Source organism: Streptomyces sp. SID14515, from assembly GCF_010548505.1.
Taxonomy (GTDB): domain Bacteria; phylum Actinomycetota; class Actinomycetes; order Streptomycetales; family Streptomycetaceae; genus Streptomyces; species Streptomyces caviscabies.
Map to the genome: position 1 here is coordinate 72,025 of NZ_JAAGMH010000031.1, position 14,281 is coordinate 86,305.

The 14,281-nt window shown below is 66.3% G+C and carries 13 protein-coding genes; all 13 read right to left on the reverse strand.

Going from position 1 to position 14,281, the window contains the following annotated elements; all coding sequences use genetic code 11:
• Nucleotides 1–27: 27 nt before the first annotated feature.
• The gene (locus G3I54_RS39305; RefSeq protein ID WP_343240276.1) at nt 28–294 is read right to left on the reverse strand and encodes an immunity 49 family protein; all 267 of its coding nucleotides are present in this window, start codon (nt 292–294) and stop codon (nt 28–30) included.
• A gap of 125 nt (nt 295–419) precedes the next feature.
• Nucleotides 420–674 (reverse strand): immunity 49 family protein, encoded by a 255-nt coding sequence (locus tag G3I54_RS39310; RefSeq protein WP_239144247.1) that lies wholly within the window; start codon nt 672–674, stop codon nt 420–422.
• Nucleotides 675–1,115: 441 nt separating this feature from the next.
• Nucleotides 1,116–1,361, reverse strand: a complete 246-nt coding sequence (locus tag G3I54_RS40120) for a DUF2283 domain-containing protein (protein ID WP_164611770.1) — start codon at nt 1,359–1,361, stop codon at nt 1,116–1,118.
• A 71-nt stretch (nt 1,362–1,432) separates the two neighbouring features.
• On the reverse strand, nt 1,433–2,197 hold the full coding sequence (locus G3I54_RS05715) for a transposase family protein (RefSeq protein WP_164611772.1): 765 nt from the start codon (nt 2,195–2,197) through the stop codon (nt 1,433–1,435).
• A gap of 121 nt (nt 2,198–2,318) precedes the next feature.
• Nucleotides 2,319–2,717 (reverse strand): hypothetical protein, encoded by a 399-nt coding sequence (locus G3I54_RS05720; RefSeq protein ID WP_239144249.1) that lies wholly within the window; start codon nt 2,715–2,717, stop codon nt 2,319–2,321.
• A gap of 957 nt (nt 2,718–3,674) precedes the next feature.
• A complete protein-coding gene (locus G3I54_RS05725) occupies nt 3,675–4,067 on the reverse strand; it encodes a hypothetical protein (RefSeq protein ID WP_164611774.1) in 393 nt (130 codons plus the stop codon).
• Nucleotides 4,068–4,530: 463 nt separating this feature from the next.
• A complete protein-coding gene (locus tag G3I54_RS05730; protein ID WP_164611776.1) occupies nt 4,531–4,821 on the reverse strand; it encodes a hypothetical protein in 291 nt (96 codons plus the stop codon).
• A 12-nt stretch (nt 4,822–4,833) separates the two neighbouring features.
• Nucleotides 4,834–7,467 carry a hypothetical protein gene (locus G3I54_RS05735; protein ID WP_164611778.1) on the reverse strand — a complete coding sequence of 878 codons (2,634 nt, stop codon included), beginning with the start codon at nt 7,465–7,467 and terminating at the stop codon, nt 4,834–4,836.
• Entirely contained in the window at nt 7,464–7,910 is a 447-nt protein-coding gene (locus G3I54_RS05740) for a DUF6507 family protein (RefSeq protein ID WP_164611780.1), read from the reverse strand. The genes G3I54_RS05735 and G3I54_RS05740 overlap by 4 nt, the downstream gene beginning before the upstream one ends.
• Nucleotides 7,911–7,989: 79 nt before the next feature.
• Nucleotides 7,990–8,301 carry a pore-forming ESAT-6 family protein gene (locus tag G3I54_RS05745; RefSeq protein WP_030085437.1) on the reverse strand — a complete coding sequence of 104 codons (312 nt, stop codon included), beginning with the start codon at nt 8,299–8,301 and terminating at the stop codon, nt 7,990–7,992.
• A 54-nt stretch (nt 8,302–8,355) separates the two neighbouring features.
• Nucleotides 8,356–8,688 (reverse strand): hypothetical protein, encoded by a 333-nt coding sequence (locus G3I54_RS05750; RefSeq protein ID WP_164611824.1) that lies wholly within the window; start codon nt 8,686–8,688, stop codon nt 8,356–8,358.
• Nucleotides 8,689–8,799: 111 nt separating this feature from the next.
• A complete protein-coding gene (locus G3I54_RS05755) occupies nt 8,800–10,218 on the reverse strand; it encodes a DUF6177 family protein (RefSeq protein WP_164611782.1) in 1,419 nt (472 codons plus the stop codon).
• 67 nt (nt 10,219–10,285) lie between these two features.
• Complete coding sequence (eccCa, locus tag G3I54_RS05760; RefSeq protein ID WP_164611784.1) at nt 10,286–14,278, reverse strand: type VII secretion protein EccCa; 3,993 nt, start codon at nt 14,276–14,278, stop codon at nt 10,286–10,288.
• Nucleotides 14,279–14,281 lie beyond the last annotated feature (3 nt).

Sequence of the window (14,281 nt, forward strand, 5' to 3'; positions counted from 1 at the left end):
GGCGTCGATGCTCAGGGCTCGGTGGGATCAGGTGGGGAATTCGCCGATCCAGGTGCCCTGGAGGAGGTACTTGGGTAGGTAGTCCGACTCGACTTCGATAGGAAATTCCGCGTCCAGTGCGAAGCAGGCCATGGCTAGTGGAGCCAAGGCTACCCAGCCATAACAGGAGTCAGCGAGATCTGGTTCGGTTGACCAGTATTCTTTGTGGGCGAGAAGCGCATTTTCGAGGGAGTGATTGAATCCTTCGTGCCGGCCTGTCGCGCGCGCCAACGGAGAAGTTCCATCGGGGGCCACATGATTCGGGAGAAGTAGTTTTGTTCGGTAGCTGGCCGGTTGCCCGGCTGGGTTTCTGATGCGGCTTCAACGAGTTTGTCAGGAAAATCTTCATGGCCGAGCCAGAAGGACTGCAGTGTTTCGATTCAGGCGTACTTATACTCGTCGTACACTGCCCCAGACTCGCGCAGCTTGGATGTCGGCACTTTGCAAAGTTCTGTAAGCCGCTGGCTGTTACGGCAGATTGCCGCGAGGTAGAAAGCTGCGAGCCAGTGGCCCGCATTCACGAAGGACTCAGGACTCGTGAAATCTGAAACGGTGCGCTTCTCATGGTGAATCAGGCACTGAACGTTGGCTTCGGTCGAAGTGGCGGCTGCGAAGATCACCGATCCGGACTGCATGGCTGTGACCTACGCTTCCCATGATTCGATCCAAGAGGCGGTGGGGTCGACGGCAGTCCGCTCGTAAGCTGTGACCAAAGCGGTGGACACGACGCTTTCGAGGGCAAAAGGAGAGCCGTTGATTCTTCCCAACAGCTGCGCCGTGTGTTTCGAGATGGTGGGCTCTCGCCTGGATAGATGCTGGCGGTAGATGGTATGGCGCTGAACGGTGACGGTCATCGGATTTCATCCCTGAGGAATTCGAAGTACCAGAGTTCGCCTTGGACCCTGTGATGCGCCCGCTGGTCTCCACCTTTTTTTACCCTTCAGGAACAGGGACCGTGATCACGGAAGATCCTCCTCTCTGATATTAGATCGCCGAAACGTAGGCTTCGCCGAGCCCAGGGAACGGGGCAGTGAGCCTTTTCCAACCTGCTTGCCGCGAGCGTGGTGCTCGACTGGTCATGTACCTTCGGTGTCCAGTCGCTCCGCGGACTGGAGCAGGTACTCGGGCAATTTTGAACTGGCCGCCAGCACCTCGATGCCGATGAGGTGGCCCTGCTCGTCGAAGTCGAGGTTGATCATGCCGTCGATGTCCACTGGATCGCAGGGATACATGCGCGCGGACGTCACGTGGGCCTGCGGTTCGGTGAGGTATACGTACGCTGCGTCCGCGGTCTCGTCGTAGGTGACTCTGACGTCTGTCACGGTGAGCAGGCTCCCTTGCTGTCGTTGAAGGCGGTGCTGTCCTTGTCTATGCCTCAGGCTGCGTCTATGCCTCAGGCTGCCGTGGCAAGGTGCGAGGCCAGGACGGCCTTGACGATGTCGGTGATGCGGGCGGTGCTGCAACGGAGTTTGCGCAGGAGCCGCCAACTCTTCAGGGTGGCGTCGGCCTGCTCTCCGACGGCTCGGATCCTGGCGTGGGAGGAGTTCACCGCCCGTTTCCCGGCTGGGAGCGTGCTCCAGCGGCCCTGGTAAGGCACCCGAATCGTCCCCCGGGCTCCCTGATATCCCTTGTCTGCCCACGTCCGGATGCCGGCTTGGGCGAGTGCTTCGATGATGCCGTGGGTGCGTGGGGCTTCGATGTCGTGGACGGCACCTGGCAGGGCAGGTGAGGCCCGGAGTAGGCGCCCGAACGCGTCGGCGATGACCTGGATGTTCATGCCGTGGCGCTTGTGCTTGCCGGAGTAGTAGGGGCGGTCGGCGGCGATGCGGTCGATGTGCAGCAGGGTGCAGTCCAGGATCACGAATGCCTTGTTGGCGGCGATGGTCATGGCCTGCTGGAGGGTGGGGGCGGGGGTGGCCTGGATCTCAACCGCCTCGACGATGTACCGGTAGACGGTGGCCAGCCCGATCCCGAAGCCGGCCGCGAGCTGGGCGTACGTGTGCCCGCAGCGCGGATGGGCCAGCGTGAGCAGAGCCTGTCGGTCCGCGGTCAGACAGCGCCAGCGCGTGCCGCGCTCACGACGCCGGGCTTTCAGTAGGGCGGACAGGTAGCGCAGGGTCGAGTTGGACAGACCGATTCCCGATGGGCAGACAAGCACGTGAAGCTCCCGGCGGACAGGTTGATCTTGGTCGAAAACCCATCTGCCAGGAGCTTCGCCTTTTCCTCAACGTCGCTCTCAGCCCACCGACTTACTACGCAACCAGACTGGAAAACCCTCACTAGTAGCCCGGCGGCATCGGCTGCTCCGGAGCGTCGTTGAAAAGGTAGTCGTACATGTCTCGGAGATAGGCGTGAAGAGTTTCCCTGTCGGGGAATTCGATATCGGTCAGCCCCTCATACTCATCCGGCCCGAAGGAATCGTCCGCCATGATTTGCTCGAATCCCTCGCGGATCAACTTCACGTAGGAATCGTTATAGCTCAACAATGTTGGCCTGAGGTCGCCTGTATTCTCATGCCCCCGCTCAAGATCCAGGTTTGCCCTGAAGAAATTCCTGAAACGCGCGTCCAATGAGGTAGTTCCTTTCTTTGCGGTCTGCACGTCGTGATCAACGCAAGCCTCGACCTGCTCCTCGCTGACGCCTGCGGCCGAGAAGAAGGTGGCCGCTGCGACCTGCATGACCGACTGGCCAGAACCGCCGAGGATCCTCGATCGTGACTGGCGATCCGCGCAAGAGTAGCGGTGCGATATCGCGTGTGTCAGGTCCTTTCCTCGGAGTTGATCAGTCCAGAGAATCCAGATAATTGGAGTCAAGCGAGATGGGCTGTCGTTTCAGTGCATGCTCGACAGTTCCTTTAGGGATAGCGGCTGCATCAATTTCAATATGGCCAGTGCTGTCTAGCTGGAGTGCCCCCTCGCTCATATACGATGATCAGGGGGGTGAATGGCTCGGGGAGATCTGGAAGTAGAATTTCGGAATCTCGGAGAGCGGTGAACTTCAGACTCCACCTGACGGTATCCCGAACTACGGGGTGCTGCATTTCAACGCTTCTCATGAGGGGTGTGGGGATTACTTCGTCGATATCATCGATATCATCCAGCGAGGTGAAATGGCTGGCCACATCATAGAATGGCCATGCGTGAGAATTTGTTTGGCGAGCCCAGATCGCGGAGCGGCGCATGAATTCACGCATGAGGGCCACGCGTGAGCAAGTTCGACTGAAGTCCCCCGACCGCTCAACGGTTTCCAGCCGTTTTGCCAGAGCCTGTACTGCAGATTCGGTCACGGCTCACTCCTCCGCAGTCGCTTGAATGCGGCCATTTCAATCTCTCAAGGATCGCCCGCTTCGACTCGCCGCCAGTTATTGGCAACGTGATCGAATCGGCGTTCCCTGACGCGATCGAGCGGATCATGGCGGGCAACTCTCGCGCTGCGTTCACTTACTGGCTAGATCGCGCAAATCCCAGAGCCCATTCGCTACCGCTGGCTCAGTGCTGGCGACACGTCCCGCGACAGGGGCCGCCGGTGTCAGTCGGAGTTCCCTCTGCGCCTCGGAGGGGGCAATGCTGCTATCGTACGGCGCTCACTCCTCGACCTTCGAAGCTCACTGCCGCTTGACACTGAAGAAGCGTTCGCTAAGCCGCCGTAAGGCCGTCGTGAATCCTCTGGGCGATCTTCCTCAGTTCGATATCATTCTCGGGGGGCATAACATACCCCTTGCCTCTCATGCGCTCAAGGAATTCTTCCGGCAATTGCACATGGTGTTTCCGCACGTAGAAGCAGAGGTCTCCCCGCCAGACCCATTCGCCGTCGCTATGGATAGAGTCTCCGCCGAGGATGGTCTCGCCTGTCCCTAGTACGTCCTCGGAGGATCCCATGACGCTGAACAGTTCATGTCCGGACAGAAGGTATTTCGTGATTCCTTCGATGTCGGCATAGCGATTGAGTGCGACGGAATCTTTCACGTTTCCGGCAGCAGTCCCGAAAGATGGAGGCCAAACCTCTTTGTGAAAGTCTGCAATCCTCACAATATTACTCCTGATTAATATGTCATCGGCAGGAAGATGCGCCAATATCTGCCGTCGAATATTACAGGAACTTGTCCAGGTCCCAGCCTTGACCTGACGCCGACCTCAGCCCGGCACATCTGTGGCGCGGTGACACCTCTGCCCAGCTCGCGGCCTGGTTCGGATCGGCATTGCCAATGCATACCGATAAATGGACGAGGCTGCCGAGCCGAAGTGTTGACCGCACTTGCTGCCCATCTTGGCCTGGGAAATGCGTATCGCGCGGACCAAGGCGCTCGTGATCCTGAATGGCCCGAGCAACCTGGGTATTTGGGTTACCGATGCGTGGGCGACGTAAGCGAGACAGGCGATGGTGAGAGGGGGGGCTTCGGTAGGCTGAACTTCTGTCAACCCTTAACCCCCGATAAGGCGTCGGCCCGCCGACATCGTCGGCGCGCCGTCGCGCTAGGTCGAGGGGGTCAAGTCAGTAGCCCGGCGGCATCGGCTGCTCCGGCGCATCATTGAAAAGGTAGTCGTACATGTCTCGGAGGTAGCTGTGGAGAGTTTCTTTGTCGGAAAATTCAATATCGGTCAGCCTTTCATATTCGGCTGGCCCAAAGGAATCGTCCGACATGATCTGCTCGAACCCTTCGCGGATCAATTTGACGTAGGAATCACTGAAACTCAGCAATGTGGGCCTCAGCTTTCCTGTGTTTTCGTAGCCCCGCTCAAGATCCAGGTATACCCTGAAAAAGTTCTTGAAATCTGCGTCCATTGAAACACTTCCTCATGGGTGCCGGCCGGGAGCCGGATTGGCGAACATGGTATGCAGGCTATACTCCCCGTCGGGGAGTTGATGGTACACAGGGACGATAGTCCCGCCCTCGAAGTCCACCGGCTTGAATTTGTCAAGGTTGGCCGGGTCGCGATAATAGCCCGTAAACCTTGCCTCAGCTCCAGGGCCGAGTACGTCCTCGATCGACGTCTCCCTCGACACTCTCCCGGTGCGTGCCATCTCGGCGCGGAAGTAGGCGTCGGCTCGCGCCATGTCTTCCGCGTTGTCGAAGCGTGTCGCGAACGCGCCGACGCGGTGCGCACGGCCGGTCACACCGTCCACCGCAGTGCCGGTCAACGGGTCGATGTTGTTCTCGGACTTGACCAGCCCCGGATAGTTCGAGTTCGGCCCGTACAGCTTCGGCGCGCCGTTGCTGTCGCGGAGTACTGTGCCGAGCCGGTCGGTCAGCGCTTGGTCATCGGGGTGGAGGTGGCGGCCTGGCGCATGCCCTTGGCCGCCCTGCCGATCGTCCAACTCCTTGATGCGCTCGTCGACCACCTTAGGGTCCATGGGTTCGGCTTCCGCGCCACTGGGCGACGATTCGGGCGTACTGCCGGGGTTGCTCTCAACGGAGTCCCCGGGGGCGTCGTGCCCCCCGCTACCACCCTGGTGAGGGACGCCTGAGCCACCACTGTCGCTGCCTGTTGTATGGGCGTCGCCATGAGGGACGGTTCCTCCGCCCGACGGATTGGTGCCGGAGCCCCGGTGGGTGTCGTTGCCGCCCGCCCGCGTCGAGTTGCCCCCGTCCAGGCTGTCCGCCGGGGTGTGCCCGCCCTGATCACCCCGCGAGCCGCCGCCGTGCGTGCCGTTGTCCACACTGTTGGTCGGCATGTTGTTCGCCGCGCCGCCCGGTGCCCTGTCGGGGTTCGTGGCGCCGTCGCCCGTACGGCCGAAGTCGTCGCCGACCCGCCCCGCGTCGCCCAGGTCCGAGCCCAGTCGTACCGTGTCGCTGCCGCCGCGTGCGCCCGCGCCGACCAAGGCCGATTGTTCGGCCGGGGTGCGGGGCAGGGGGCTGTCCGCGTCCGTCCTCAAGGAAGCGCCGTCCGTCGGGTTCTCCCGTTGGGCGGCCGTGTGGTGCTGTTTGAGGGTGCCGTCTTCTCCGAGGATGTTGCCCTGGCGGTCGAGGTGGATGACGTTGCCGTCGGCGTCGAAGTCCTTGAAGGTGCCCTCGGGCAGGGCGGTGGTGCTCTCCGGGAGTTTGAGGGCGCCTTCCTGGATCGGCAGGGAGCCCGCGGGCGGGGTGACGCCTTCGGGGAGGTGGTACACGCCGTCGCCCAGGTCGACCGCGCCGGTGGGGATCTCCGCGCCGTCCGGGAGCTTGACCGAGCCCTTCGGGATTTCGAACGCGCCTTCCGGGACGGCGGTGCCCTCGGGCAGGTGCAGGGTGCCGTCGCCGAGTTTGAACGCCCCGTCGGGCAGCGTGATCGCACCGGGTGGCAGGGTCGGGACCTCGACGCGGCCCATGCCCTTCAGGCCGGTCATCACGTCGCTGATCTTGGTCAGGCCCGCGCCGGCGCCCTTGAAGAGGTACGTGGTGGGGTCGACGACGCGGCTCGCCTTGTTGGCGAAGGACAGTGCCTTGGCCGCGGTCGCTGCCTTGCCGGCGCCGGAGACCCCGCCTCCCGTGCCGCCGGTGAAGATCGTCGTCAGGGCGTTGAAGGTGACCGCACCGCCGGCGCGTGCCGGGTTCTCGCCCCACTGGTCATAGGCGATGAGGGCTTTGCCGGTCTCCTTCATCGCGTTGCGCGCGTCACGGACGAAGCCCGGCTGGTCCTTCTCCGGGGTCATCCACAGGGCCTGGGGTGCGACGATGGTGAGGACGCCACCCACGCTGAGGTTGGCCAGGCCGGTCCAGGACTGCTTCATGCCGTCCAAGCCCTCGGTGCCGAAGAGGGTGCCCAGGCCCTTGACGGTGCCCCAGACACCGTCGACGACGAAGCCCTTGCCGAAGTCCCAGACGTGTTCGTAGAACTGGTACCAGCGCGTGGATTCCTTGACCGGGTCACCCCAGGGCAGACCCTTGGCCTGTTTCAGGGCCTCGGCGTCGTACCCGTGCATGTGCTCGCCGTTGGAGCCGTCGTTGGTCTTGAGCGGTTTGCCGCCGGGGACCAGGGTGATGATCTTGTTGTAGCAGGTACGCTCCACCGCCTGGAACGCGGCCCAGGCCTCGATGATCTCGTCGTGGCGGCGTCTGTTCTCCTCGATCAGGTCGCCGTCCTCGCGCCATGTGTCGTCCGCGTTCGCCTTGTCCCGGAAGGCCGAAGCCTCCTCCCGGAGCCGCTCCAGCTTCGCCACCAGCGGCTGTGCGTCGTCCGCGTACGTGCCCAGGGCGCCGGTGATGGTGGACAGGTCCGACTTCAGCGCGGCCCCGCGGTCCGCGACCGGCTTCGTCGTCGCGAACAGCTGATCCGCCTCCGGCGCCTTGTAGAAGGCCTGGAGGCCGCCGAAGCTGCTGTGGATGTCCCCCGTGGCCGTGGCGATCTTCGCCCCGTCCTTGGACAGGGCCCTCACCTGCTGGTCCAGCACCGCGAGATTGCCGGTGAACACCGGTATGCCGTACGGGTCGACCGGCTCCTTGTCACTCACTTCGTGCCCCGCAGTTCCTTCAGCAGGTCCAGCCGGACCGCCTTCGCAGCGTTCTGCGCCTGCTTCGCCGTGTCGAGGTCGCCCTCCACGTACTCGTTCGTCGCCGTCGCCGCGCCCAGCACCGCCGCCTGGATCCGCTCCGACATCGACTTCAGCTGCGGTTTCCGCGCCGTCGCGTACTCACCCAGCGCCGACGCCACCGGACCCATCGCGGGGGGCGCGATCACGCTCGCCGCGACCGGCCCCTGCTCCAGCCCCGGAGCCACCGGACCCATCGACGCACCGGACTTCGTACCACCCGGCACCACCGTCCCCGCAGCCCGCGCCGCCGCTCCCAGGTCCGCCAGCAACGCGTTCAGTGCCTTCTCCAGCTCGCCGGCATGCCCCCCGACCACCTTCAACTGGCCCTGCACACCCTGCGGCTTGATGTCCCACCCGGTCATCCCACACACCCCCGTACGCACCACAAAGCCAAGCCACCCACCCCGCACGGCGGGCAGCAATACGAAATCAGCGCGGCAGTCAGCCGATGCTGTCGACCGCGGCCTTCGCCCGCGCCAGCGTCTGCGTAGCCGTTCCGTCGTTCTTCTCCAACGTCGTCCGCAGCAGTCGGATGATGTTCCGGACCTCCTGCGACGTCGCGTTCCACCGCAGTTCCTTGCCGTGGTACTCATCCGCCACGCCATCGGCCGCGAAGTCGTTCATCGCTGCCTTCACCTGCGTGTCCCGCGCCGTGATCACCTGCTCCAGGCGGCCGATCACCACCTGGAGCGCCGCCTGCACCTCCGTCGAAGCGCCCGTGTCGTACGAACGCCGGTCCGTGCTTCCCGCCATCACTCATCACTCCCCGTCAGACAAAACCTGTACGAACCCACACCGCGACCGGAGTCAGCGGCCGCCGAAACGCGCCGCGTCGAAATTGGCCGACGCCATCTGCGACTTCGCGTTCTCGTCCTGCTCCTGGTCACCCGAGCCGAACGCCGCGTCCATTCCGGACTGACCGCCCAGGATCCCCGACAGCGATGCGTTCAACGCCTTCGTGATCTCGTCCGAACGCGCCTTGAAGTCGTCGAACGCCACCTTCCCGGCCCCGTTGAACTTCCCCTCCAGCGGCTCCGCCGCCGCGATCAACTGCTGGATCAGCGTCCCCAGATCCGTGCTCGCACTCTGCGAATCCGACAACAGCCTCGACAGGACCGACGCCCCCATGTCGAACTTCATAACATCCCCCGTCATACGAAACATCGAACGAACGTACGTGTGCGTCTCTGTCTATCAACCACTACATCGCTACTGCAATCTGCAATCAGCCAGATTGCGGCCGGTGAGCGTCTACGCCTCCTTGAGGTGCCGCACCAGCCTCTCGAACTCCTGCCAGCCCGTCAGATCCGAGGGGTCCCCCGGCAGCGGGTAGTACAGAGCAGGCCTGGTCCTCGGGCCGAGCCGCACCGGTTGTTCGGCCAGCGGAGTGCGCCTCGCCCGGTCTCCCGGCATCGCACGGACCTCCTCCGCACCCAGCACGAAGGCCAGCGGGACCCCCGGGCCCTCGAAGTGCGGTGGTACGGCCACATCGCGGCGCGCTTTGCGAAGTTGTACGAGCATCGACTGGAGGTGGTGACGTGTGGCGAGCGTCTCGGCGGCTGCGGGCAGGGCGTCCAGCGGAGGCTCCTCGTCGGCGCCGTAGCCGAACGCCAGTGTCACCTCCTCCTCCACGCCCGCCTTCGTCCGCGTGATGCGTACGGTCGCGATTCCCGGTCGCGAGCGACTGCCGACCACCACGAGCCAGGTCGGTTCCGGGGCCCGCTCGTACGCGACGTCGGTCAGGCGGCCAAGTGACCAGGGGAGGTTCGCAGGTTCCGATGTGCCCCAGCCGCCCGGCGGTTCGCCCGCCAGTTCTCGCCACACCGCCTCCAGGCCGCCGCCCAGCACCAGCCGTTCGTCCGCCGGGTGCACCATGCGGAAGGTCAGACCCAGTTGGCGTTCGCCGGTGTCCCGGGCCTCCTGGTAGGTGGCGGCCACCGGCGTGCGCGGGTCGTCCTCGGTGGCGTCGAGGGAGAGGACCGGGTCGAACGCGCCCTCCTGCCAGCGGAGCACCGCGCCCGTCAGGCCGTCGTAGTAGCCGTCGCGTTCGTCCTGGACGACCCAGCGGGACGGCCAGCCGCCCAGTGCGTCACGTACGGCGGGGGAGAGCGTGGTGCCCGCCGGGCTGACGATCTGGAGGCCCAGGCCCGCCTCCGCCGCCGCGCGGAACGCGTCCGAGAGCCAGGCCGTCATGGCCACCACCGGGCGGTCCTGGATGACGACCGCGACCTTGTCGGTGAGCACATCGATGGCCGGCTGCGCCGCTGCGGGTTCCGGTGCGACGCTCACGCCGTCGGTCTTCACCACGGCGATCGAGCCGACCGCGTCCGGCGGCCAGGCGGAGCCGCCCACCAGTGAGGCCAGTCGGGCCGCGAACGTGGCCGCGAGCTGTTCCGCCTCCGCGACGCCCGTGGTGGCGCGCGCCTCCGTCCACCAGTACGGGACCGGGGGCGCCGTGGTACCGAGCAGCCGCTCGGCCTCGCCCTCGACGGAGACCAGCAGTGGCGCCTCCACGGAGACGAGCGGGCGGCCCTCCGCGTCGCAGAGCTGTATCACCGCGCCCTCGCCGCGGGTGCCCACCAGCTTGTCCGGGCCGCCGGAGAGCAGGCCTGCCAGTACGGCCCACGGTTCGGGCATCCGCGGGGTGAGGGCGATGACGTCCTTGGTCATGGAGTGGTCGTCCGGTCCTTCGTCGGTCGGTGGTGGGGGTGCGGGGGTGCGTCGCTTCGTCGATGGCTCACGTTGGTGCGAACACCGTCTGGATCAGGCGGTTCGGCTGGCCCCTGCGGATGAAAACACCGCGTCCGGGAGCCTGTTGGGAGGCGTACACGCCGGGAAACAGCTGTCCCTCGCTGCGGTCGCCCGCCATCAGCAGTGCCGAAGCCCCCGACTCCCGCAGCCCTTGCACCAGCGGCTCGTACATGCCCCGCGACGCTCCGGCGACCCGGCGCGTCAGGACGAAGTGGAGGCCGATGTCGACCGCCGAGGGGATGTACGGGAGGAACGGAGACAGCGGGGACTGGCCTGCGGTCGTTAGGACGTCGTAGTCGTCGACCAGGACCACGATGCGCGGTCCCTTGCCCCAGTTGCCGGGCTCCAAATCCTCCAGACGCGCGTCCTCGTCGGGCAGCCGCTTCTCCAGTTCGGTGGCGATTCCTGCCGAAAGGCCTGCGCACAGCTTGGAGTTATACGCGTAGCCCCCGTTGAACTCCTCCGGCACGGCACCGCGCAGCGAGCGCCGCGGATCCATCACGGCGAACACCAACTCGTCCTCGCCGTAACGGTCTATGAGGCCGTGCGCGACGGTCCGCAGCAGGTTCGTCTTGCCGCATTCGCTGTCCCCCAGCACCAGCAGGTGCTGGTCGTGCTGGAACAGGTCGAGCAGTACGGGCGCGAGCGCCGACTGGTCGAGCCCGATCGGTACGCGGGTGGGTTCGGCAGCCGGGCCGGGCAGCGAGTGCGGCTCCAGGACATGCGGCAACACCCTTACCGGCTGGGCCACTTCGCCGTTCCAGGTGGCCCGGACCGTACGGGCCGTACGCTCCAGTACCGCACCCAGTTCCGCCGTGTCGTCGACCCCGTCCGTACGCGGGAGCGCCACCTGGGCGAAGAGCTTTCCGTCGGTGAGGACGCGGCCGGGCTCGTCGGGCGACAGGGTCTCGGCGAGCTTTCGGTCGATGCTGGACTCGCCGGGGTCGTTCAGGCGCAGCTCGACCCGAGTGCCGAAGTTGGACTGGATGGCGATACGTACGTCGTTCCAGCGCAGCATGCCCGCGACGACGTGGATGCCGTAGCCGCCACCGCGCTTGAGGATGTCGGTGATCGCGTCGTCCAGCTCGTCGAAGTCGTCGCGCAGCGCGCCGAATCCGTCGATGACGAGGAGGATCTCGGCCGAGGCGAGCTCGGGCAGTCGGCCGGCCGCATGCAGCGTGCGCAGTTGCTCGACCGAGTCGATGCCGTGCTCGCGGAAGAGGTCCTCGCGCAGCGTAAGCATCGTGCGGACCTCCTCGACGGTGCGCGCCGCCCGTTCCCGGTCGGCACGCCCTGCGATGCCGCCGACGTGCGGCAGACCCGACAGCGCCTGGAGGCCGCCGCCGACGAGGTCGAGTCCGTAGACGCCGATCTCGCGCGGAGTATGGGTGAGCGCGAGGGAGAGGACGAGCGTGCGCAGCAGTGTCGTCTTGCCCGACTGCGGTCCGCCGATCACCGCCGCGTGGCCGCCCGCCACCGTGAGGTCCAGGAACCACTGCCCCTGCCACTGCTTGGCCGGGTCGTCGAGCAGGCCGACGGGAACACGGAGGGGCCTCCGGCGTCCTTCCACGACCGCCCCGGTCAGCCGCATTCCGTACGGACCGATGTCCAGCGGACCGGCGACGGTGTCCAGTGCGGTGGCCGTGGGCAGCGGCGGCAGCCAGATACTCCGTACGGCGGCGGCCGCTCCGGTCAACTGGTCGACCATGACGCCGAGTTCGGTCGGCCCCGTCTCGCGGCGGCGGGACGCCGGTTCCGGGGACTGCCGCGCCTCGTCCGGTCCGGCGAGCGTGTTGAACGCCTCGTACGGCAGCGCCAGCGGGCCGCTGTCCTCCTCGTCCTGACTGCGGACCGGACCTCGGTAACCCCCCGACACATAACCCGCCTTGAACCGCGCGTAATGGCTCGTGTCGACCTTCAGATAGCCGAAGCCCGGCAGCGGCGGCAGGTGGAACGCGTCCGTGGTGTCCAGGACCGTGCGTGACTCGTCGGCGGAGAAGGTGCGCAGGCCGAGCCGGTAGGAGAGGTAGGTATCCAGGCCCTTGAGCTTGCCGCCCTCGATGCGCTGGCTGGAGAGCAGCAGGTGCACACCGATGGAGCGGCCGATCCGGCCGATGGAGAGGAACAGATCGATGAAGTCCGGCTTCGCGGTGAGCAGTTCGCCGAACTCGTCGATCACCACGAACAGGTGCGGCAGCGGGTCCAGGTCCGGCCGCTTCTCGGCGCGCAGAGCCGCGTAGTCCCCGATGTCCGCGACGTTCCCCGCGTCCTTCAGGGCCTGCTGGCGGCGCTTGACCTCACCGGCGAGGGAGGAGTGGACCCGCTCGACGAGCCCCGCCTGGTTTTCCAGGTTGGTGATGACCCCGGCCACATGCGGCAGCTCCGCGAAGGGCGCGAACGTCGCCCCGCCCTTGTAGTCGACCAGCACCAGCGCCAGATCCTCCGGCGTATGCGTGGCCACCAGAGCGAGGACGAGCGTGCGCAGCAGCTCCGACTTGCCCGAACCCGTCGCGCCCACGCACAGCCCGTGCGGGCCCATGCCCAGCTCAGAGGACTCCTTGAGGTCCAGCAGCACCGGCTCGTGGGAGTCGCTGATGCCGATCGGGACGCGCAGGAAGGCGCGTTCGCCGCGCGGCGCCCACAGCCGGTCCAGGTCGAGCCGGGCCACGTCGTCGATGCCGAGCATCGCCGCGAACTCCACCGGACCGGACAACGGCGCGTCCACCAGGGACTCGGCGGACAGCCGCAGGGGCGCCAGCATCCGGGCCAGACCCTCGGCGAACGGGATGCCCGCCTCGTCCACCGTGCCGTGCGCCCCCACGGGCTCCGGCGTCCGGAGGTCCTCGATGGTCACGTCCGTGCCGTCGACGGTGATCCGTACGCTGACATGTCCCGGCTCCTGCACCCGTTGCTCCAGCAGATGCAGCACGGTGACGCCCATCTCGCGCAGACCGACGGCGTCGTCCGGGCGCGGCAGGTCGACGGCGTCCTCGCCGTGTCCGTCGGTGACGACGAGCAGCCGGGAGTTCATGGACAGCGCGTCCCGGCCGGCCAGGCCCCGGCGGACCTCGGCCGCGTACGAAGCCCGCCGACGCAGCTCCGCCCCGATCTGCCGGGCGAGCTGCGGGGCGGAGGGCGCGATGCGGCGGGCGGCGACCGGGCCGTCGAACTGCTCGGTGTCGAGCAGATGCGGCAGCCACTTGGCCCATTCCCAGTCGGCCAAGCGGTCGCCCGACGCCGCGAGGGCCATGGCCACGTCGTCGGGGGCGTGCAGGGCGGCCGTCTGGACCAGCAGTGCGCGGGCCACCCGCAGACAGTCCTCGCGGGGGCCGATCACACTGACGTTGCCGATCCGGTCCAGCGGAACGGTGAGCGGTAGTTCGGTGCCGTTGCGGAACCGGTTCACCAGTGCCGACGCCTCGTTGAGCATGAACAGGTCCGGCGGTGTGAGCACCGTCGACCCCGGCTCGGCGATCTGCAGATCCCGTACGGGCATCTCACCGGTGCCGACCCGCACCCGCAGGAAGTCGTCGTCGACCCTGCGCCGCTCCCACAGGCGCGCCGGGTCGCGCACGATGTCGTACAGGGCGTACGGCGGGGGGTTCAGGACGTCGGCGCGCTCACGCCGCTCGCGCTCCTCGCCCGAGAGCTCCTCCCGCAGGTCCTCCACATAGGCGAGATACGCCTCGCGTTGGGTGCGGCGGGTGCGCTGGGCCTTGCCTCGCTGCGAGAAGAGCAGGGCCACCGAGCCGATGACGGTGACCACGAGGATGATCGCCCCGAGCGCGGCGAACTGGCTGTTGCGGACGACCGTCATCATCACGACGGACGACATGACCCCGGCGACCGGCAGCAGCGACATCGCGATGTTGCCCGCCTTGCCCTCGGGGAGGTTGGGCGGGGCCTCGATGGTGCGGGGCTCGGGCGCGGCCGGCGGACGGGTGGTCCGGGCGGGGCGGTGGATCAGTCGGGTGCTCATGGG

Excerpts from the sequence above, each read along its gene's own strand:
- G3I54_RS39310 (WP_239144247.1), bottom strand. The coding sequence starts at position 674 with ATGCAGTCCGGATCGGTGATCTTCGCAGCCGCCACTTCGACCGAAGCC.
- G3I54_RS05720 (WP_239144249.1), bottom strand. The coding sequence starts at position 2,717 with ATGCAGGTCGCAGCGGCCACCTTCTTCTCGGCCGCAGGCGTCAGCGAG.
- G3I54_RS05730 (WP_164611776.1), bottom strand. The coding sequence starts at position 4,821 with ATGGACGCAGATTTCAAGAACTTTTTCAGGGTATACCTGGATCTTGAG.
- G3I54_RS05740 (WP_164611780.1), bottom strand. The coding sequence starts at position 7,910 with ATGACCGGGTGGGACATCAAGCCGCAGGGTGTGCAGGGCCAGTTGAAG.
- G3I54_RS05745 (WP_030085437.1), bottom strand. The coding sequence starts at position 8,301 with ATGGCGGGAAGCACGGACCGGCGTTCGTACGACACGGGCGCTTCGACG.
- G3I54_RS05750 (WP_164611824.1), bottom strand. The coding sequence starts at position 8,688 with ATGAAGTTCGACATGGGGGCGTCGGTCCTGTCGAGGCTGTTGTCGGAT.
- G3I54_RS05755 (WP_164611782.1), bottom strand. The coding sequence starts at position 10,218 with ATGACCAAGGACGTCATCGCCCTCACCCCGCGGATGCCCGAACCGTGG.
- eccCa (WP_164611784.1), bottom strand. The coding sequence starts at position 14,278 with ATGAGCACCCGACTGATCCACCGCCCCGCCCGGACCACCCGTCCGCCG.